The organism is Variovorax sp. CAN15, assembly GCF_030462475.1.
Lineage (GTDB): Bacteria > Pseudomonadota > Gammaproteobacteria > Burkholderiales > Burkholderiaceae_C > Variovorax.
Map to the genome: position 1 here is coordinate 77,271 of NZ_JASMRZ010000003.1, position 18,877 is coordinate 96,147.

The following is an 18,877-nucleotide window of genomic DNA, read 5'->3' on the forward strand; positions in this document are numbered from 1 at the left end:
CAAGACGCGGCTGCGACGCCCCGGCATCGTGCGGGCCTTCCAAGGCAAGGAACCACCCCATGCGACGTCTTTCTGCTTCTTCTTCTCCTTTCTTCTTCCTGCTCCTCATGCTGTGCTGCGGCTGGGCGCGGGCCTCGATGGGCTTGGCGGAGCTTCCCGCCGCGCCCGGCGACGGCCCGGTCACGGTGTTCTATCCGTCCGCCGATGCGGCCCGGTTGATCAAACGGGCCCGCTTCACGCTCGACGTGGCGGCGCAAGGCGCGCCGGCCCCCGGCAACGGCCGGCTGGTGGTCGTCTCGCACGGCTCGGGCGGCGCGCCGTGGGTGCATGCGGACATCGCGCGCAGCCTGGTCGAGGCCGGCTTCGTGGTCGCCATGCCGGAGCACAAGGCCGACAACTACAAGGACGACAGCAACCCCGGCCCCGACAGCTGGACCATACGCCCGGCCGAGGTGTCGCGCGCCATCGACGCGGTGGCGCAAGACCCGCGCTTCGCGTCGCTGCTGAAGCTCGACAAGGTGGGCATGTACGGCATGTCGGCGGGCGGGCACACCGCCCTGAGCCTCGCGGGCGGGCGCTGGTCGCCCGCCGCGTTCACCCGCCACTGCGAGGCCAACCTTGTGGACGATTTCCAGTCCTGCGTCGGCCTCATCACCCGGCTGACCGGCGGACCTCTCGATGGCATCAAGAAATGGGCGGCCCTGCTCGTCATCCGCCACCGCTTCGGCGACGACGCCACGCCGCGCGAGCACACCGATCCACGCATTGCGGCCATCGTGGCCGGCGTGCCTTCGTCGGCCGACTTCGACATGGCCTCGCTGGCCAATCCGCGCGTGCCGCTCGGCCTCATCACCGCCGGGCAGGACCGCTGGCTGGTCCCGAGATTCCACAGCGACCGCGTACTCGCGGCCTGCCTGCCGCGCTGCGAGCTGATCGCCGACATGCCCACCGGCGGTCATGGCGCGCTGCTGTCGCCGCCACCGCCAGGGCTGTCGGGCCTGATCGGCGACATGCTCAATGACACGCCGGGTTTCGACCGCCCGAATGTGCTGCAGGATGTGAATGCAAAGACAACGGCCTTCTTCCGTACTCATCTGCTGCCTTGATGGCTCGAACGTCGATTTGGGGGCCCAACGCGCCAGCCACCGATTCCGCCGACGGCCGATTCCCACGCGAGCGGGCGAACGTGGCGCACATGGCGACAGATCGCGGCACGGCCATGGTTGCACCCGGATCGATCGAACCCGTTCGGTCCGTGAACCGTGACCATGCAACGAAAGGAACAGTCACCCATGAAGCAACAGCATCAACACAAGCGCATCGTCCTCGGCACCCTGCTCGCAGGCCTGCTGGCCATCGGCGGCGTCGCCCACGCGCAGGGCGTCGGGGTCGGCGTCGGGGTCAATGCCGACGTGAATGCCTCGGGCTCCACCGCAGGCACACGCGGCGGTGCGGGTGCGGCAACCGGCGCCAACGCCGGGGCCGGCGCGAACACCAATGCCGGCGGCGCGGTGAGCGGCGCCAAGGGCGCGGCCGGCAATGCAGTTGGCGGCGTGCTGGGCGGCGCCACGAACGCGGTCGGAGGAGCGGCGAACGCAGTGGGCGGCGTGACCAACACCGTGGGCAGSACGCTCGAAGGCGCCACCGGTGCGGTCGGCTCGGCCGGCGGTGCGGTGAAGGCGCCTGCCGTCGGCGCGAAGGCTCACGGCAAGGCCCAGGGTTCGGGCGCTGTCGACATCAAGAAGTAACGACGACAGCAGTCCGATGACAAAGGCCCGCGGTGCCGGAGCGCCGCGGGCCTTTTCACGTTCTGTCGCCTAGTCGGCCGGCTTGAGCTTGAACAGGCTCGTGACCTCCGCATCGAGCACCATCAGCTCGCGCTGGTTGAAGAGCCGCCAGCGCCAGCGCAGGATGCCGAGCGTCGGGCGCTTTTCGGAGCGGCGCACCTCGATCACGTCGGCCACCAGCCGCAGCGCATCGCCCGGGCGCACCGGGTTGGGCCAGCGCACATGCTCCAGCCCCGGCGATGCGAAAGATTCGGAACCAGCCAGCGCCGCCTCCACCACCAGCCGCATCGCGATGGAGCAGGTATGCCAGCCGCTTGCGATGAGCCCGCCGAAGGGGCTGTCGGCCGCCGCTTGCGCATCGGTGTGGAACCACTGCGGGTCGTAGGCCCGCGCGAACTGCAGAAGCTCGGCCTCTGTGAGCACATAGGGCCCGGCCTCGATGACCTGGCCCGCATGGAAGTCGGCGAACTTCATCCGCCGCGGCTCAGTAGGTTTCGAGGTGCAGGCGGCCTTCGCGCTTCAGCGCCGCGCCCACCGTGTCCCAGTCGAGTCCGGCTTCCTTCGCCACGTCGCGCAGCGCGAGCACGACGCCCTCTTCCATGCTTTTCAGGCCGCACACGTAGAAGTGGCTGGCCCCGTCCTTCAGCAGCGCGGCCAGGTCGGCGGCGCGCTCGCGCATCAGGTCCTGCACGTAGCGCTTGGGTTGCCCGGGCGTGCGCGAGAACGCGAGGTTGATGTCGATGAAGTCCTTGGGCAGCGACTGCAGCGGACCGAAGTACGGCAGTTCCTGCTGCGTGCGCGCGCCGAAGAACAGCATCAGCTTGCCGCCCTCGAACTTGCCGCTCTTGCGCAGCCGGCGGCGCCATTCGGTCATGGCGCGCATGGGCGCGCTGCCGGTGCCGGTGCAGATCATCACGATGTGCGAGCGCGGGTGGTTCGGCATCAGGAAGGACGAGCCGAAGGGCCCGACCACCTGCACCGTGTCGCCCACCTTGAGGTCGCACACATAGTTGGAGCACACGCCGCGCACCGGTTCGCCTTCGTGGTCCTCGGTCACGCGCTTCACGGTGAGCGAGACGTTGTTGTAGCCGGGCCGCTCGCCGTTGCGAGGACTGGCCACCGAGTACTGGCGCGCATGGTGGCGCTTGCCCATGGCGTCGGTGCCGGGCGGCACGATGCCGATCGACTGGCCTTCGAGCACCGGGAACGGCACCACGCCGAAGTCGAGCACGATGTGGTGCGTCTCGCTGTCGAAGCCGGCCTCGGTGCAGTTGAAGTTGCCGACCACGGTGGCGGTGGTCGGCGTCTTCGGCGGAAAGAGGTTGGTGTAGGCGTGCGCGGCCGACCAGGGCGGCACGGTGGCGCCGTACTGCGCGGAATTGAAGGCGGGCTCCAGCGACTCGACCGCCGCCTGGGCTTGCGCCTGGGTCTGCGCGGGCGCCGCAGCCTCGGCGCCGCCGGCGGCCTCGGCCGACACGCCGGCCGCTTCCAGCTCTTCGGGCGAGAGCTCGGCGGGCAGCGATTCCCAGGTGAGCTGCTCCTCGATGGAATACGCGCGCACCAGCGGCATGGTGCGCCAGTTGTCGATCGAGCCCGTCGGGCACGGCGAGATGCAGGCCATGCAGCCGTTGCAGACGTCGGCACGCACGACGTAGTTGTTGTCGTCGTGCGTGATCGCGTTGACCGGGCAGGTGGCCTCGCAGGTGTTGCAGCGGATGCAGATCTCGGGGTCGATCAGGTGCTGCTTGATGACTCCGGCTTCAACGGCCATGTCCATGTCTTTTTCTCCTGGAGCCCTCCCCCTCTGGGGGAGGGTTGGGTGGAGGCAGGCGGCGCTTGTCGTGGTCGCGCCGCTTGCCCCCATCCCAGCCTTCCCCCAGAGGGGGAAGGAGCAATACCCAAATACCAATCAACCGAAACGCACGTACTCGAAATCGACCGGCTGGCGGTTGATGCCCATCACCGGCGGCGAGATCCAGCCGGCGAACTTGCCCGGCTCCACCACGCGGCCCATCAACGATGCCACGAAAGCGAAGTCTTCGGCACTGGGCAACCACTCGTCGCGCTTGGCGGCCCATTCCACGTCGTTCACCACGCGGCCGTCCGGCGACATCTTGATGCCGGCGAGCGCGCCGATCTGGCGGTTGAAGGCCTTGTGCGGCACGCTCAGGCGGGTCGGGATGCCGGCCTTCTCGAGCACCTTGTTCCAGCGGTTCACGCCGGCCACCGAGTCCTTGATGAAGTCGTCGCGCAGCACTTCGTTCAGCGCGTTGAGCATCGGCACGTCCTTCTCGACGAGCTGGCCGTCCTTCACTTCCAGCACCTTGTAGGTCTGGCCCTTGAGCACGTGGTCGTCGGTGCGCTTGCCCTCCTCGTAGCGGCCCTTCAGGCCCGAGCTGTAGAAGATGGCGGCGTTGCTCGACTGGTCGGCGCCGAACAGGTCGATGGTCACGCTGTAGTGGAAGTTCAGGTAGCGCTGGATGGTGCCCAGGTCGATGGCGCCGGCCGCGCGCACCTTCTGCGCGTCGTCGGTCTTCAGCTCGTTCATGACCTGCGCGGTGCGCGCGATGACGCGCGACACGCCGCTCTCGCCCACGAACATGTGGTGCGCCTCTTCGGTCAGCATGAACTTCGTGGTGCGCGCCAGCGGGTCGAACGCGCTCTCGGCCAGCGCGGCCAGCTGGAACTTGCCGTCGCGGTCGGTGAAGTAGGTGAACATGAAGAACGCGAGCCAGTCGGGCGTCTTCTCGTTGAAGGCGCCCAGGATGCGCGGGTTGTTCTCGTCGCCCGAGGTGCGCTGCAGCAGCGCCTCGGCTTCCTCGCGGCCGTCGCGGCCGAAGTGCTTGTGCAGCAGGTAGACCATGGCCCACAGGTGGCGGCCCTCTTCCACGTTGATCTGGAACAGGTTGCGCAGGTCGTACATGCTGGGCGCGGTCAGGCCCAGGTGGCGCTGCTGCTCCACCGACGCGGGCTCGGTGTCGCCCTGCGTCACGATGATGCGGCGCAGGTTGGCGCGGTGCTCGCCGGGCACGTCCTGCCAGGCCTTCTCGCCCTTGTGGTCGCCGAAGTGGATCTCGCGGTTGGCGTCGCCCGGGTTCAGGAAGATGCCCCAGCGGTAGTCGCGCATCTTCACGTGGCCGAACTGGGCCCAGCCCTGCGGGTCGACGCTCACGGCCGTGCGCAGGTACACCTCGTGGTTGGTCGAGCCCTCGGGGCCAACGTCGTCCCACCAGTTGATGAAGTTGGGCTGCCAGCCTTCGAGCGCGCGCTGCAGCGTGCGGTCTTCGCCGAGGTTGACGTTGTTGGGGATCTTCTCGCTGTAGTTGATCGTGCTCATGGCGAAACCTTTATCGAGTGGTTGCTGGAGAGATGTCTGTTCAAGAAACGCCGCGGAACCGGCTTTGCCGGGCCGCTGGCGTTGCCCCCTGGAAGGGGGTTGGCGAAGCGACACGAAGTGCGCGAAGCCTGGGGGTCATACCCGATTCATGTCGAAGCCGGCTTTCTGGCCGGTGCCGTAGACCTTGAGCGCACCCTTCTCGCCGACGGCGTTGGGGCGGTTGAAGATCCAGTTCTGCCAGGCGGTGAGCCGGCCGAAGATGCGGGTGGCCATGTTCTCCTTGCTCGCGAAGCGCAGGTTGGCCTCGAGGCCGGTGAGCGCGTCGGGCGACATGGCGGCGCGCTCCTCGATGGCGATGCGGATCTCGTCATCCCAGTCGATGTCGTCGGGTGCGGCGGTGACCAGGCCGAGCTTCAGTGCTTCGTCGGCGTCGAGCGGCTTGCCGGCGGCGGCGCGGGCGGCTTCGAGCGGTGCGGCCTCCTCATAGAAGCGGCGCTGCAGGCGGCTCTGGTCGTTCACCATCGGGAAGAAGCCGAAGTTGAATTCGCCCAGCGTGAGCTTCGGCGCGCGGTCGGCGTCGTCGGGCAGCGCGAGCATGTAGGTGCGGTCGGCGGCGAAGGCCAGCTCGGCCAGCGTGCCGGCGAAGCAGGAGCCGGCTTCGACCAGCGCGAACAGGCTGCGCGAGGAAACATCGAGGCGCGCCAGCGTGCGGCGCAGCGCGCCGATGGTCTCGCGCACCAGCCAGTGGTCCTTGTTGGCGAACATCACCGTGTCCGACGCGAGCACGGCGGCGGCGTCGCCCTCGGTCTTGAGCAGCCAGGTGCCGACGTCGAGCTCGTTGGTGCGCAGGTTGAGGATGGCGTCGTCGAGTTCGCGGCACATCGCCAGCGGCCACCATGCGGCGCCCGCCGCTTCGATGGCTGCCACGTCGGCCGGCTGCGCGCCGGTGGGCGCCTTGACGGTGATGGTGGCGGTGCGCTTGCTGCGGTCGATCTGCACGTCGACGTGCGAATAGGCAATGCCGTCGGCGCTGTCGGTGCGCTCGAGGCGGGTCAGGGCCACGCCCTTGCCGCCGGCGGGGCGGTCGCTGCCCGCGGCGAGTTGCGAAGCACGGTCCTGCACGGCAGCGGCGAACTGCGCGGGCTTGGCCACGGCATCGACCAGGCGCCAGTCGACCGCACGCTGGCCGCGCACGCCTTCGACGCTGGTGCAGAAGATGTCGGCGAGGTCATGGCGCACATGGCGCTTGTCGGTCACGCGGGTCAGGCCGCCGGTGCCGGGCAGCACGCCGAGCAGCGGCACTTCGGGCAGCGAGACGGCGGAGGAGCGGTCGTCCACCAGCAGGATCTCGTCGCAGGCCAGCGCCAGTTCGTAGCCGCCGCCGGCGCAAGCGCCGTTGACGGCAGCGAGGAACTTCAGGCCCGAGTGCTTCGAGGAGTCTTCGATGCCGTTGCGCGTCTCGTTGGTGAACTTGCAGAAGTTCACCTTCCAGGCGTGGCTGGAGACGCCCAGCATGAAGATGTTGGCGCCGGAGCAGAAGATGCGGTCCTTGCCGCTGGTGACGATCACGCTGCGCACTTCGGGGTGCTCGAAGCGCACGCGGTTGAGCGCGTCGTTCAACTCGATGTCCACGCCCAGGTCGTAGCTGTTGAGCTTGAGCTTGTAGCCGGGGCGGATGCCTGCGTCTTCCGCGATGTCGAGCACGAGGCGCGCGATGGCGCCGTCGAAGCTCAGGGACCAGTGGCGGTATTGGCCGGGCTCGGTGCGGTAGTCGACGCGCGTGGGCGCCTGGAGCGTGGTGGTGTCTGTCATGCGGAAGTCTCCTGTGGGGCAATGTTCGGAAACCGTGAACAGGAAAGATAATGCACTTTACTGCTCCGATGACATGCATCATGCTGCATGCATGCAGGCAAGTCAATGCCTGCTGCACTTTTTTTCAGATTTCAGGCTGGCTGGGGTTCGGGGCATGTGCACAGGTCACCGGGTACTCCCCTCCGCGAATGTCCTCCGGCCTGCGGCCTCCCCCTTTATTTCGCTGCGGGGAGCACCCGGTGCCCTGCGCACTGGGCACGCTGCTGGTTTGCCGCCGATCAACAAATGCTCTGAACGCTCGCGACGGCGGGGTGCCTTGCGCAGCGAAATAAAGGAGGAGGGCGAAGCCCGGGGGACATTCGCGGAGCAAGGTACCCCGCCGTCGTGAGCGAGCCCTGAACAGTCAGCTCAGGCGCCCAGCCCCATCGACTGGCGAGCCACAGCCCGCAACGCCTGGAAGCTCTGCGACAAGGTCCTGCCGCTGGTATCCACCGACAGGTCGGCCTTCGAATAGAAGGCGGCGCGCCCGTTCAGGATGCGGCGCAGGTCTTCCATCGCTTCCTTGCTCGCGGCCATCGGGCGGGTGTCGCCCTGCGCGGCCACGCGGCCCATGTGCTCCTCGGGCGCTGCCTGCAGCCATACCGTGGTGCAGTGCGCGAGCAGTTCGTTGAAAGTGGCCGGGTCGGAGACGATGCCGCCGGGCGTGGCGATCACCACCTCGCTGTAGATCTGCACCGCTTCTTCCAGCGCGCGGCGCTCGTAGCGGCGGTAGGCGTTGGTGCCGTACAGGTCGTGAATCTCGCGCACGCTGCAGCCGGCAAGCTTCTCGATCTCGCGGCTCAGCTCGATGAAGGGAATCTCCAGGTCTTCGGCCAGCATCTGGCCCAGCGTCGACTTTCCCGCTCCGCGCAAGCCCACGAGCGCGATGCGCCGGTGCCGTGCCGGATCGACCGAGGCGGTGCCCAGCAGCTCGCCGATGGCCACGCGCACGCGGCGCAGATCGGCTTCGCTGCGGTGCTCCAGCAGTTCGCGAATGAGCAGCCACTCGGGCGAGCTGGTGGTGACGTCGCCCACCAGTTCGGCCAGCGAGCAGTGCAGCGCGCCGGCCACCTGCTGCAGCACCAGGATGGATGCATTGCCGATGCCGTATTCGAGATTGGCCAGGTGGCGCTCCGACACGTCGGCCGCGACGGCCACCGCCTTGCGCGTGAGGCCGCGCTGCGCGCGCAGGTTGCGCACGCGATCACCCAGCGCCGCCAGCAGCGGATTCTTCGCCTCCCCGGCAGGCGCGGCGCCGTTACCGCCATTGCCGCTTTCCAGCGCGGCGGCCAGCGCCGCGTCTACATGCTCGTTCATGCAATTCCTCGTTCTTCGCCGGGATTGTGCGCGCTCAGGGTAAACACCATAGATGCACTATATTGCTTGACACTCATTGTCTCGATGCTTATTGTTCGGCCACACGCAAGATACTGCACGCGCAGTGATCCTGCAAGGTAGTCCATAAGTTCGAGGCCCACGATGTCCGACCGCAGCACCACCACCACCACCGGCAAGGAAGCATTTCACCAGCTGATTGCCGGCCTGACCGCCGAGATCGCCGGCAAACCGCTGGACGGCGCGCTCGACCATTGGCTCAACGCCCACCACGGCGCCGGCAGCACCAGCTTCGAGCAGCTGCGCCAGGCCTGCATCGGCGGCGTCGCCGAAGGCTGGCTCTGCGAGCGCGAGGGCGGCGGCATCAGGTACGGCCGCGTCTTCAAGGCCGAAGACGCACTGCACCGTTTCTCGGTCGACGTGGTCGACATGCAGGACATCGCCGGCCCGCACCACACGCATCCCAACGGCGAGATCGACCTGATCATGCCGCTCGACGGCGCGGCCGCCACCTTCGACGGCCGGCCCGCGGGCTGGTGCGTCTACGGCCCCGGCACCGCGCATCGCCCGACCGTGGCCCAGGGCCGCGCGCTCGTCCTGTATCTCTTGCCCGAAGGGCAGATCAAGTTCACCGTATGAGGCACTCCCCCAGGCCTGCCCACTTCGTGTGGCCGCCAACCCCCTCGCCGGGGGCAACACCAACGGCCCGGCAAAGCCGGTTCCGCGGTGTTTCCCGAATCTGCCCGCATCGAGACCCCATCCAATGACCGAGCTTCTTCCCAACTACGTCTCCGGCCGCTGGCAAAGCGGCTCGGGCGCCGGCACGCCGCTGTTCGACCCGGTGCTGGGCACCGAGCTCGCGCGCGTCGACGCCACCGGCCTGGACCTGCCGGCCGCCTTCGCCTTCGCCCGCGAACAGGGCGGCAATGCGCTGCGCGCCCTCTCCTACCGCCAGCGCGCGGGGCTGCTCGCGGCCATCGTGAAGGTGCTGCAGGCCAATCGTGACGCCTATTACGAGATCGCCGCCGCCAACTCCGGCACGGTGAAGAACGACTCGGCCGTGGACATCGACGGCGCGATCTTCACGATCGGCCAGTACGCGAAATGGGGCGACGGCCTCGGCGACGTGCGCGCGCTGCGCGATGGCGACGCGGTGAAGCTCGGCAAGGAGCCGGTGTTCCAGTCGCAGCACCTGCAGGTGCCGACGCAGGGCGTGGCGCTCTTCATCAACGCATTCAACTTCCCTTCCTGGGGCTTGTGGGAGAAGGCCGCGCCCGCGCTGCTGTCCGGCGTGCCGGTGATCGTGAAGCCCGCCACGGCCACCGCCTGGCTCACGCAGCGCATGGTGCGCGACGTGGTCGACGCGGGCGTGCTGCCCGCCGGCGCGCTTTCCATCGTGTGCGGCAGCTCGGCCGGCCTGATGGATGCGCTGCAGCCCTTCGACGTAGCCTCCTTCACCGGCTCGGCCGAGACGGCGGCGGTGATCCGATCGCACCCGGCCGTGGCGCAGCGCTCGGTGCGCGTGAACATCGAGGCCGACAGCCTCAACAGCGCCCTGCTGCTGCCCGGCGCCACGCCCGGCAGCGAAGCCTTCAACCTGCTCGTGCGCGAAGTGGTGCGCGAGATGACGGTGAAGTCGGGCCAGAAGTGCACCGCCATCCGCCGCATCCTGGTGCCGGCGGAGCTCTATGACGCGGCGGCCGAAGCCATCGGCGCCAAGCTCGCGGGCATCACCGTCGGCAATCCGCGCAACGAGAGCGTGCGCATGGGTTCGCTGGTGAGCCGTGCGCAACTCGGTTCGGTGCGAGAAGGCCTGGCCGCGCTGTCCGCCCAGACCACCGTGCTGCACGACGGCCGGAACAAGCCGCTGGTCGATGCCGACCCGGCCCTCGCTGCCTGCATCGGCCCCGTGCTGCTGGGCGCGCGCGACGCCGATGCCGCGCAGCAGGTGCATGACGTGGAAGTGTTTGGTCCCGTCGCCACGCTGCTGCCGTACCGCGATCTCGCGCACGGCATCGCGCTGGCGCATCGCGGCCAGGGCTCGCTCGTCACCTCCATATATGGAAGCGACGACGCTGCGCTGGCGCAGGCCGCGCTGGCGGTGGCCCCGAGCCACGGCCGCGTGCACGTCATCAGCCCCGAGGTGGCGCAGGCCCAAACCGGCCACGGCAACGTGATGCCGATGTCGCTGCACGGCGGCCCCGGCCGCGCGGGCGGCGGCGCCGAGCTGGGCGGACTGCGCGCGCTCGACTTCTATCACCGCCGCGCCGCGGTGCAGGCGAGCCCCGGCGTCATCGCCGCGCTCGGCCTCTAGAGAAAAGAACACGGCCGAAGGAGACAGACACCATGACCCCGCCCCCACGATTCAACTTCGCCGGACACCTGTTCGACCTCAACCGCGAACGCGCCGCCCGCACCGCCTACATCGACGACCGCGGCACGCTGAGCTACGGCCAGCTCGAGGAGCGCTCGCGCCGCCTGGCCGCCGCGCTGCGGGCCGCCGGCATCCGCCGCGAGGAGCGCGTGCTGCTGCTGATGCTGGACGGCAACGACTGGCCCGTGAGCTTCCTCGGCAGCCTCTACGCCGGCGCGGTGCCGGTGGCAGTGAACACGCTGCTCACGCCCGACGACTACGCCTACATGCTCGACCACAGCCGCGCGCAGGCGGTGCTGGTCTCGGGCGCGCTGCTGCCCACACTGCAGGAGGCGATGTCGCGCGGCGGGCACGAGGTGCGGGCGCTCTTCGTGTCGCAGCCCACCGGCGCGCTGCCCGAGGGCGCGCAGGAATTCGACGCCGCGCTCGCCGCCGTCGAACCGCTGGCCGCGCCGGTGACCACCGCATCGGACGACCCGGGCTTCTGGCTGTATTCCTCCGGCTCCACCGGCAAACCCAAGGGCACGGTCCACACGCACGCCAACCTGTGGTGGACGGCCGAGCTCTACGGCAAGCCGGTGCTCGGCCTGACCGAGGACGACGTCTGCTTCTCGGCCGCCAAGATGTACTTCGCCTACGGCCTGGGCAACGCGCTGACCTTCCCGCTCTCGGTGGGCGCCACCGTGGTGCTGATGGCAGAGCGCCCCACGCCCGATGCCACCTTCCGCCGCTGGACCGGAGATACGGGCCCCCAAGGCGCTTCGCGCCTCCCCCCCGAGGGGGCTGCATCGGCTTGGGGCGGCCCGGCGCCGATGCGGCCGACCGTGTTCTTCGGCGCGCCCACCGGCTTCGCGGGCATGCTCGCCTCGCCCAGGCTGCCCGCGCGCGAGGCGGTGGCGCTGCGCATGTGCTCCTCGGCCGGCGAGGCATTGCCGGGCGAGATCGCGCAGCGCTTCAAGCAGCACTTCGGCTGCGAGATCATCGACGGCATCGGCTCCACGGAGATGCTGCACATCTTCATTTCCAACCGCCCCGGCGACGTGCGCTACGGCACCACCGGCCGGCCGGTGGAAGGCTACGAGGTCGAGCTGCGCGGCGAGGACGGCCGCCCCGTGCCCGACGGCGAGGTGGGCGACCTCTACATCCGCGGCCCGAGTTCGGCGCTGATGTACTGGGCCAACCGCGAGAAGTCGCGCGAGACATTCCAGGGCGGCTGGACCAAGAGCGGCGACAAGTACACCCGCGACGCCGACGGCTACTTCACCTACGCCGGGCGCAGCGACGACATGCTCAAGGTCAGCGGCATCTACGTCTCGCCCTTCGAGGTCGAGGCCACGCTGATGCAACACCCCGCGGTGCTCGAGGCGGCGGTGATCGGCAAGGAAGACGCCGACGGCCTGACCAAGACCAAGGCCTTCGTGGTGCTGAAGGACGGGGGCGCGGCCACCGAGGACGAGCTCAAGGCCTTCGTCAAGGAGCGGCTGGCGCCCTACAAGTACCCGCGTTTCCTGGAGTTCGTGGCCGAGCTGCCGAAGACTGCGACGGGGAAGATTCAGCGGTTCAGGTTGCGCGAGAAGGAAAAGCAGGCGTGATGCACGCGCCGTCTTCTTCTTTCTCCCTCCCCCGCTGGGGGAGGGCCGGGGTGGGGGCATCGGCCTCCATGCAGGCACAGCCTTTGCAAGCGCCGCTTGCCCCCATCCCGACCTTCCCCCAAAGGGGGAAGGAGCAGCAACCATGAGCACCGACTTCGCCACCATCACCTGGCGCGACCGCGAGGTGCGCATCGAATGCCAGTGGATCGCCCCCGAGCGCACCACCGCCCCGCTCGTCGTGTTCCTGCACGAAGGCCTCGGCTCGGTCGCGATGTGGAAAGACTTCCCCGCTCGGCTGTGCGAAGCCGCCGGCGTGCGCGGCCTCGTTTTCTCGCGCCCCGGCTACGGCCGCTCCACGCCGCGCGCGGAAGACGAGATCTGGGACGTCGACTTCATGCACCGCCAGGCGCACGAGGTGCTGCCCGCCCTCTTCGCCGCGCTCGGCCTGAACGACCAGAAACCCTGGCTCTTCGGCCACAGCGACGGCGGCTCGATCTCGCTGCTGTACGCCTCGCGCTTTCCAGACAAGGTGGCGGGCCTCGTCGTGCTGGCGCCGCACATCTTCGTGGAGGACGTGACGGTGGCGAACATCGAGAACGCGCGCACCGCCTACCTCGGCACCGACCTGCCGCAGAAGCTGGGCCGCTACCACGACAGCGCCGACTCCGCCTTCTGGGGCTGGAACCGGATCTGGCTGCACCCGCCATTTCGCGACTGGAACATCGAGAGCGAACTCGACACCATCCGCTGCCCCGTGCTCGCCGTGCAGGGCATCGACGACGAGTACGGCACCCTCGCGCAGATCCGCGGCATCGCCGCGCGCGTCGATGGATGCGAGCTGCTGGAAATCCCTCAATGCGGGCATTCCCCGCATCGCGATCAGCCGGATCGTGTCATCGTCGCGGCCACTTCCTTCATCACCAGAAATCGGAGAGAGACACCATGACCATTCGCAGCACCGCCCGCCTCGCCCTCACGGCCATCGCCTTCGCCTCGCTGGCGACTGCCGCCGGCGCCCAGGGCACGGGCAAGCTCAAGGTCGGCCTGATGCTGCCCTACAGCGGCACCTACACCGCCCTGGGCGTGGCCATCGAGAACGGCTTCAAGCTCTACGTCGACGAGCAGGGCGGCAAGCTCGCCGGCCGCGAGATCGAGTACTTCAAGGTCGACGACGAATCCGACCCTGCCAAGGCCACCGACAACGTCAACAAGCTCATCAAGCGCGACAACGTGGACGTGATCGTCGGCACCGTGCACTCCGGCGTGGCGATGGCCATGGCCAAGGCCGCCAAGGAAAGCGGCACCGTGCTGATCGTGCCCAATGCCGGCGCCGACGCGGTGACGGGCCCGATGTGCGCGCCCAACATCTTCCGCAGTTCGTTCAGCAACTGGCAGCCGGCCTACGCCATGGGCGAAGTGGCAGCCAAGCAGCAGGGCAAGAAGAAGGCGATGACCATCACCTGGAAGTACGCCGCGGGCGACGAGTCGGTCGCCGGCTTCAAGGAAGGCTTCGAGAAGAACGGCGGCAAGGTCGACAAGCAGCTCACCCTGCCTTTCCCCAACGTGGAGTTCCAGGCGCTGCTGACCGAGATCGCGGCGGCCAAGCCCGACGCCGTGTACGCCTTCTTCGCGGGCGGCGGCGCGGTGAAGTTCGTCAAGGACTACCAGGCCGCCGGCCTGAACAAGACCATCCCGCTGTACGGCCCCGGCTTCCTCACCGACGGCACGCTCGACGCGCAGGGCGATTCGGCCCAGGGCATGCTCACCACGCTGCACTACGCCGACGGCCTGAACACGCCGCGCGACAACGCCTTCCGCACCGCCTACGCCAAGTCGTTCAAGCTGCAGCCCGACGTGTACGCGGTGCAGGGCTACGACGCAGCCCAGATGCTGGGCGTGGGCCTGAACGCCACCAAGGGCGACATCTCGAAGAAGGCCGAGTTCGCAGCCGCCATCGAGAAGGCGAAGATCGACAGCCCGCGCGGCGCGTTCACCGTGAGCAAGTCGCACAACCCGGTGCAGGACATCTACCTGCGCAAGGTGGAGGGCAAGGAGAACAAGCTGGTGAGCACGGCCATCAAGGGCCTCGCTGACCCCGCTCGCGGTTGCCGGATGTAAATAGGTACACCCCCAGGCTTCGCGCACTTCGTGTGCTGCGCCAACCCCCTTGCAGGGGGCGACACCTGCGGCCCGGCGAAGCCGGTTCCGCGGTGTCCCGCGAACTGCATCCCTCCTCAACGATCCCGCCCTGAGAGAACCTCCTCGTGGATTTCGGAACCTTTCTTGTCCAGTGCCTGAACTCGGTTCAGTACGGACTGCTTCTCTTCCTCGTGGCCTCGGGGCTGACGCTGATCTTCGGGATCATGGGCGTCATCAACCTCGCCCACGGCAGCTTCTACATGATCGGCGCGTACATGGCGTTCTCGCTCGCGCCCGTCTTCGGCGATCAGTTTTTGCTGATGCTGGTGGCCGGCGTGGTGCTGGCGGCCGTCTTCGGCTACCTGCTCGAATGGGCCTTCTTCAGCTACCTCTACCAGCGTGACCACCTGCAGCAGGTGCTCATGACCTACGGCCTGATCCTGGTGTTCGAGGAGCTGCGCTCCATCCTCGTGGGCAACGACGTGCACGGCGTGAAGGTGCCCGCGTGGCTCGACGGCAGCTTCGCGCTGGGCAGCGTCATGAGCTACCCGTGGTACCGGCTCTTCGCGTCGGCCGCCTGCATCGTGCTGGCCGTGGGCCTGTACTGGGTGGTGAACCGCACGCGCCTGGGCATGATGATCCGCGCCGGCGCGAGCAACCGCGACATGGTGCGCGGCCTGGGCATCGACGTGAAGCGGCTCTACCGCATCGTGTTCGCCGCGGGCGTGGCGCTCGCGGCGCTGGCCGGCATGATCGCCGCGCCGATGTCCTCGGTGTATCCGAACATGGGCGCGAGCGTGCTCATCATCTGCTTCGTGCTGGTGGTGATCGGCGGCATCGGCTCCATCACCGGGGCGCTGGTGGCTTCGCTGCTGGTGGGCTTCGTCGACACCTTCGGCAAGGTGTTCTTCGCGGACCTGAGCGGCATCGGCATCTACCTGCTGATGGCCATCGTGCTGATCTGGAAGCCCGAGGGGCTGATGGGGAAGCGGGCATGACGGCCATGAAGAAGAGTTCATTCCTGCTGCCCGTGGCCTGCGCGGTCGCCGTCGGCATCGCCGGCCCGCTCATGGGCAACTACGCATCGGACTTCATCGTGAAGGTGATGATCCTCTCGATCTTCGCGCTGAGCCTGGAGCTGCTCGTTGGCATGACCGGTCTCGTGAGCCTGGGCCACGCGGCGTTCTACGGCATCGGCGCCTACGTGACGGTGCTGGCCTCGGGCAACGAGGGCGGCAACTTCGCGCTGCTGCTGCCGCTGTCCATGGGCGCGGCGGCGCTCTACGCGCTCTTCGTCGGCGCTTTAAGCCTGCGCACGCGCGGCGTGTACTTCATCATGGTGACGCTGGCCTTCGCGCAGATGGCCTTCTTCGTGTTCCACGACACCAAGGTCGGCGGCGGCAGCGACGGCATCTACATGTACGTGCGGCCCGCCATCGGCGCGCTCGACATGGAGAACCGCACGGTGCTGTTCTACGTGGTGCTGGCTTCGCTGGTGTTCACCTACGCCCTGCTGGCGCTCATCCGGCGCTCGCGCTTCGGCGCTGCGCTGGCGGGCATTCGCGTGAACGAGCAGCGCATGCGCGCCGCCGGCTTCGCGGTGTACGGCTACAAGCTCGCGGCCTTCGTGCTGGCCGGTGCGCTGGCCGGGCTCGCGGGCTTCCTGCTGGCCTCGCGAGACGGCGTGGTCAACCCCGAGCTGATGGCCTGGCACAACTCGGGCGAGGTGCTGCTGATGGTGATCCTCGGCGGCCTGGGCCACCTGCGCGGCGCGGTGATCGGTGCGGTGGCATTCACCCTGCTGAAGGAAATCTTCTCCACGCACGCGGTGATGGGCCCGCTGGCCGACCACTGGCAGCTGACGCTGGGGCTCACGATCATCGTGTTCGTGGCGCTGCTGCCCAAGGGGCTGATCGGCCTCGTGCAGCGCTTGTCGCCGAAGGACACCGCATGACCTGCACCCTGACTTCCTCCCTCCCCCGCTGGGGGAGGGCCGGGGTGGGGGCAAGCAGCCTCGACGCACGCACAGCGCCCGCCCACGCCGCAAGCCCCCATCCCAACCTTCCCCCGAAGGGGGAGGGAGCAAGACCATGAATGCCCTGCTCTCCGTCGAAAAACTCACGCGCCGCTTCGGCGGCCTCACCGCCGTCAACGCCGTCACGCTCGACCTGCACGTGGGCGAGGTGCACGCCGTGATCGGCACCAACGGCGCCGGCAAGTCCACGCTCATCAACATGCTCTCGGGCGAGATCGAGGCCAGCGAGGGCCGCATCACGCTCAACGGCACGGACATCACCGGCCGCGCGCAGTGGAAGCGCGCGCGCGACGGCGTGGGCCGCAGCTACCAGCGCACCACCATCTTCCCGGAGTTCAGCGTGCACGAGAACTGCCGGCTCGCCGCACAGGCCGCCATGCCGAAGCCCTGGGCGATCTGGCAGTCTTCGCGCGGCTGCGCCACCAGCAGTGCCTCGGCCGACGCGGCGCTGGAGGCGGCCGGCCTCGCGCACGAGGCACAGCGCATCGCCGGCACCATGAGCCACGGCGCGCAGCGCCAGCTCGAGGTGGCGATGTGCCTGGCCACCAACCCGCGCGTGCTGCTGCTGGACGAACCACTCGCCGGCATGGGCGCGGAGGAAACCGACCGCATGCTCACGCTGCTCGCGCGGCTGAAGGCCACGCACGCGATCCTGCTGGTGGAGCACGACATGGACGCCGTGTTCCGCATCGCCGACCGCATCACAGTGATGGTGAACGGCGCGGTCATCGCCACGGGCAACCCGGCCGAGATCCGCGAGAACCCGGAAGTGCGCACCGCCTATCTTGGGGAAGACCACTGATGCTGCTCGTACGCGACCTCAACACCTACTACGGCAACAGCCACATCCTGCGCGGCGTGCATGCCGCCGTTCCCACGGCCACCTCGGTCGGCCTGCTCGGGCGCAACGGCATGGGCAAGACCACGCTGATCCGCACCATGATGGGCTACGTGCGCCCCGCGTCGGGCGAAGTGCAGGTCGACGGCCGCACCGTCACCGGCCTGCCGCCCGAGAAGATGGCGCGACTGGGCATCGGCTACGTGCCCGAGGGGCGCGGCATCTTCCCGAACCTGTCAGTGCGCGAGAACCTCGTGATGAGCGAGCGCGCCGGCATCGACGGCCGCCGCGAATGGACCTTCGACCGCGTGATGGCCACCTTCCCGCGCCTGTCCGAGCGCCTCTCGAACGGCGGCCAGCAGCTCTCTGGCGGCGAGCAGCAGATGCTCTCCATCGGCCGCGCGCTCATGACCAACCCGCGCCTCCTGATCCTCGACGAGGCCACCGAAGGCCTCGCGCCGCTCATCGTGGCCGAGATCTGGCGCGTGATCGGCGAGATCCGCGCAACAGGCATCGCCACGCTGATCGTCGACCGCGACTACCGCAAGGTGCTGGCGCATACCGACCTGGCGGTGGTGATGGAGAAGGGGCAGATCGTGCGGCACGGGGCATCGGCGGATCTCCTGGGGGAGCCGCATGTGCTGGAGGAGCTGCTCGGCGTCTGAAAATCGATACCGGGATGCTCGGAATTCAGGGGTCGTCTCTTTTCGAAAGCCTTCGAATCTCGCCTTCCGCAATTTCGCGGTGATGTGTTGACTCTTCGAGCGACAGGTACTCCTCGTACTTTTCGATGGCACGACCGAACTCCCCTGCATCTTCGAGCTGGCACGCCTCGAACATGAAGCGCGTGAGCAGCTTGTTGGACTCCGGGTATGGCGAGAGCGCGTTCAGATAGGCTGGCTTCAGTTCGGGCCGGAGCAGGTATATCTGCTGCTCGATCTCGAATATCCCGGCAAGGATCTCGCCGGTCCGCCCGATGTTTCCGCGAACGGGTTCGAGCCTGGCGTCCCGTATCTCCGACGCTGCACGGTCGAGCAATCTGGCCGCCACGGTGAGAAGCTGGTGGATGGATTCGGGTGACGCCATGCCAACTACCGGTTCAATGGCCCGCTTGCGACACCGCGTCGACCGGCACTCGCAACCAATAGCACTCCCCCGTTTCCGGAATGCTGCGAACGACGAAGCCGCGTTTTTCCAGAACACGCCGAAGCTTGAGGTTGGGATCCGCGCAATGCACCGCATGAACCCGCCACTCGACGAAGGCCAGGCCTTCACGCCTGGCATAGCGATTGGCCAGCGACGCCACGCTCGGCAACGCGCCCTCGCCGCCACCATCGATGTGCGCAAGCTCCATGACCAGCGCGTCGCCATCCACCTTGAACCGGCCGAGCATGTTGGCGCTGCCCGCGTTGAAAACAAGTGGCTCGTCTTTCAGAACGATCGCCTGGAGTTCTTCATTCGGCAACTGAAGAACTTCGTCTACGGTGTAGCCCTCCAGCAGGACCTGTGACATGCGCAAACCTCCTCGACTGCGAAAAGGCAATCGTCAGGAAGCGTAACCGAAGGGGTTCTCCACCGGGTTTCACCTC

Annotated in this window: 18 protein-coding genes; 11 read left to right on the top strand and 7 right to left on the bottom strand. The window is 68.1% G+C overall.

The window, feature by feature from the left end; translation table 11 throughout:
• Positions 1 to 59 precede the first annotated feature (59 nt).
• Both QMO14_RS03660 and QMO14_RS03665 read left to right on the top strand, forming a co-directional pair.
• Positions 60 to 1,106, top strand: a complete 1,047-nt coding sequence (locus tag QMO14_RS03660; RefSeq protein ID WP_301504538.1) for a dienelactone hydrolase — start codon at positions 60 to 62, stop codon at positions 1,104 to 1,106.
• Between the two features lie 186 nt (positions 1,107 to 1,292).
• Entirely contained in the window at positions 1,293 to 1,748 is a 456-nt protein-coding gene (locus QMO14_RS03665; RefSeq protein ID WP_301504539.1) for an adhesin, read from the top strand.
• Positions 1,749 to 1,817: 69 nt separating this feature from the next.
• Here the strand turns inward: QMO14_RS03665 and QMO14_RS03670 are convergent, their stop codons facing one another.
• The 5 genes from QMO14_RS03670 to QMO14_RS03690 all read right to left on the bottom strand — a co-directional run bounded on the left by QMO14_RS03670 (position 1,818) and on the right by QMO14_RS03690 (position 8,292).
• The gene (locus tag QMO14_RS03670) at positions 1,818 to 2,261 is read right to left on the bottom strand and encodes a MaoC family dehydratase (RefSeq protein ID WP_301504541.1); all 444 of its coding nucleotides are present in this window, start codon (positions 2,259 to 2,261) and stop codon (positions 1,818 to 1,820) included.
• 10 nt (positions 2,262 to 2,271) lie between these two features.
• On the bottom strand, positions 2,272 to 3,564 hold the full coding sequence (boxA, locus tag QMO14_RS03675) for a benzoyl-CoA 2,3-epoxidase subunit BoxA (RefSeq protein WP_301504542.1): 1,293 nt from the start codon (positions 3,562 to 3,564) through the stop codon (positions 2,272 to 2,274).
• A 132-nt stretch (positions 3,565 to 3,696) separates the two neighbouring features.
• Complete coding sequence (gene boxB, locus QMO14_RS03680) at positions 3,697 to 5,124, bottom strand: benzoyl-CoA 2,3-epoxidase subunit BoxB (protein ID WP_301504544.1); 1,428 nt, start codon at positions 5,122 to 5,124, stop codon at positions 3,697 to 3,699.
• 135 nt (positions 5,125 to 5,259) lie between these two features.
• Entirely contained in the window at positions 5,260 to 6,936 is a 1,677-nt protein-coding gene (boxC, locus tag QMO14_RS03685; protein WP_301504546.1) for a 2,3-epoxybenzoyl-CoA dihydrolase, read from the bottom strand.
• Between the two features lie 408 nt (positions 6,937 to 7,344).
• Entirely contained in the window at positions 7,345 to 8,292 is a 948-nt protein-coding gene (locus tag QMO14_RS03690; protein ID WP_301504548.1) for a helix-turn-helix transcriptional regulator, read from the bottom strand.
• Between the two features lie 162 nt (positions 8,293 to 8,454).
• Between QMO14_RS03690 and QMO14_RS03695 the strand changes: the two genes are divergently transcribed.
• From QMO14_RS03695 to QMO14_RS03735, 9 genes are all read left to right on the top strand, one after another.
• Positions 8,455 to 8,949: a DUF4863 family protein gene (locus QMO14_RS03695; RefSeq protein WP_301504550.1), complete on the top strand. Its 495-nt coding sequence runs from the start codon at positions 8,455 to 8,457 to the stop codon at positions 8,947 to 8,949.
• 124 nt (positions 8,950 to 9,073) lie between these two features.
• Complete coding sequence (locus QMO14_RS03700; RefSeq protein ID WP_301504552.1) at positions 9,074 to 10,624, top strand: 3,4-dehydroadipyl-CoA semialdehyde dehydrogenase; 1,551 nt, start codon at positions 9,074 to 9,076, stop codon at positions 10,622 to 10,624.
• Between the two features lie 32 nt (positions 10,625 to 10,656).
• On the top strand, positions 10,657 to 12,276 hold the full coding sequence (locus QMO14_RS03705; protein WP_301504554.1) for a benzoate-CoA ligase family protein: 1,620 nt from the start codon (positions 10,657 to 10,659) through the stop codon (positions 12,274 to 12,276).
• 142 nt (positions 12,277 to 12,418) lie between these two features.
• Positions 12,419 to 13,222, top strand: a complete 804-nt coding sequence (locus QMO14_RS03710) for an alpha/beta fold hydrolase (RefSeq protein WP_301504556.1) — start codon at positions 12,419 to 12,421, stop codon at positions 13,220 to 13,222.
• Positions 13,219 to 14,394, top strand: a complete 1,176-nt coding sequence (locus QMO14_RS03715) for an ABC transporter substrate-binding protein (protein WP_301504557.1) — start codon at positions 13,219 to 13,221, stop codon at positions 14,392 to 14,394. Before QMO14_RS03710 ends, QMO14_RS03715 begins: the two co-directional genes overlap by 4 nt.
• 146 nt (positions 14,395 to 14,540) lie before the next feature.
• Positions 14,541 to 15,413, top strand: a complete 873-nt coding sequence (locus QMO14_RS03720) for a branched-chain amino acid ABC transporter permease (protein ID WP_301504558.1) — start codon at positions 14,541 to 14,543, stop codon at positions 15,411 to 15,413.
• Positions 15,410 to 16,369, top strand: coding sequence for a branched-chain amino acid ABC transporter permease (locus QMO14_RS03725; RefSeq protein ID WP_301504559.1), 960 nt, complete (start codon positions 15,410 to 15,412; stop codon positions 16,367 to 16,369). The genes QMO14_RS03720 and QMO14_RS03725 overlap by 4 nt, the downstream gene beginning before the upstream one ends.
• Positions 16,370 to 16,505: 136 nt before the next feature.
• Entirely contained in the window at positions 16,506 to 17,252 is a 747-nt protein-coding gene (locus tag QMO14_RS03730) for an ABC transporter ATP-binding protein (protein ID WP_301504561.1), read from the top strand.
• Positions 17,252 to 17,953 (top strand): ABC transporter ATP-binding protein, encoded by a 702-nt coding sequence (locus QMO14_RS03735; protein WP_301504563.1) that lies wholly within the window; start codon positions 17,252 to 17,254, stop codon positions 17,951 to 17,953. Before QMO14_RS03730 ends, QMO14_RS03735 begins: the two co-directional genes overlap by 1 nt.
• Before the next feature lie 25 nt (positions 17,954 to 17,978).
• Here the strand turns inward: QMO14_RS03735 and QMO14_RS03740 are convergent, their stop codons facing one another.
• Complete coding sequence (locus QMO14_RS03740) at positions 17,979 to 18,374, bottom strand: hypothetical protein (RefSeq protein ID WP_301504565.1); 396 nt, start codon at positions 18,372 to 18,374, stop codon at positions 17,979 to 17,981.
• 13 nt (positions 18,375 to 18,387) lie between these two features.
• The gene (locus tag QMO14_RS03745; protein ID WP_301504567.1) at positions 18,388 to 18,801 is read right to left on the bottom strand and encodes a hypothetical protein; all 414 of its coding nucleotides are present in this window, start codon (positions 18,799 to 18,801) and stop codon (positions 18,388 to 18,390) included.
• Positions 18,802 to 18,877: the final 76 nt, after the last annotated feature.

What these genes read in the sequence shown, in the direction of transcription:
- QMO14_RS03660 (WP_301504538.1), top strand. Translation starts at nt 60, where the DNA reads ATGCGACGTCTTTCTGCTTCTTCTTCTCCTTTCTTCTTCCTGCTCCTC.
- QMO14_RS03670 (WP_301504541.1), bottom strand. Translation starts at nt 2,261, where the DNA reads ATGAAGTTCGCCGACTTCCATGCGGGCCAGGTCATCGAGGCCGGGCCC.
- boxA (WP_301504542.1), bottom strand. Translation starts at nt 3,564, where the DNA reads ATGGACATGGCCGTTGAAGCCGGAGTCATCAAGCAGCACCTGATCGAC.
- boxB (WP_301504544.1), bottom strand. Translation starts at nt 5,124, where the DNA reads ATGAGCACGATCAACTACAGCGAGAAGATCCCCAACAACGTCAACCTC.
- boxC (WP_301504546.1), bottom strand. Translation starts at nt 6,936, where the DNA reads ATGACAGACACCACCACGCTCCAGGCGCCCACGCGCGTCGACTACCGC.
- QMO14_RS03690 (WP_301504548.1), bottom strand. Translation starts at nt 8,292, where the DNA reads ATGAACGAGCATGTAGACGCGGCGCTGGCCGCCGCGCTGGAAAGCGGC.
- QMO14_RS03695 (WP_301504550.1), top strand. Translation starts at nt 8,455, where the DNA reads ATGTCCGACCGCAGCACCACCACCACCACCGGCAAGGAAGCATTTCAC.
- QMO14_RS03700 (WP_301504552.1), top strand. Translation starts at nt 9,074, where the DNA reads ATGACCGAGCTTCTTCCCAACTACGTCTCCGGCCGCTGGCAAAGCGGC.
- QMO14_RS03705 (WP_301504554.1), top strand. Translation starts at nt 10,657, where the DNA reads ATGACCCCGCCCCCACGATTCAACTTCGCCGGACACCTGTTCGACCTC.
- QMO14_RS03710 (WP_301504556.1), top strand. Translation starts at nt 12,419, where the DNA reads ATGAGCACCGACTTCGCCACCATCACCTGGCGCGACCGCGAGGTGCGC.
- QMO14_RS03715 (WP_301504557.1), top strand. Translation starts at nt 13,219, where the DNA reads ATGACCATTCGCAGCACCGCCCGCCTCGCCCTCACGGCCATCGCCTTC.
- QMO14_RS03725 (WP_301504559.1), top strand. Translation starts at nt 15,410, where the DNA reads ATGACGGCCATGAAGAAGAGTTCATTCCTGCTGCCCGTGGCCTGCGCG.
- QMO14_RS03730 (WP_301504561.1), top strand. Translation starts at nt 16,506, where the DNA reads ATGAATGCCCTGCTCTCCGTCGAAAAACTCACGCGCCGCTTCGGCGGC.
- QMO14_RS03735 (WP_301504563.1), top strand. Translation starts at nt 17,252, where the DNA reads ATGCTGCTCGTACGCGACCTCAACACCTACTACGGCAACAGCCACATC.
- QMO14_RS03740 (WP_301504565.1), bottom strand. Translation starts at nt 18,374, where the DNA reads ATGGCGTCACCCGAATCCATCCACCAGCTTCTCACCGTGGCGGCCAGA.
- QMO14_RS03745 (WP_301504567.1), bottom strand. Translation starts at nt 18,801, where the DNA reads ATGTCACAGGTCCTGCTGGAGGGCTACACCGTAGACGAAGTTCTTCAG.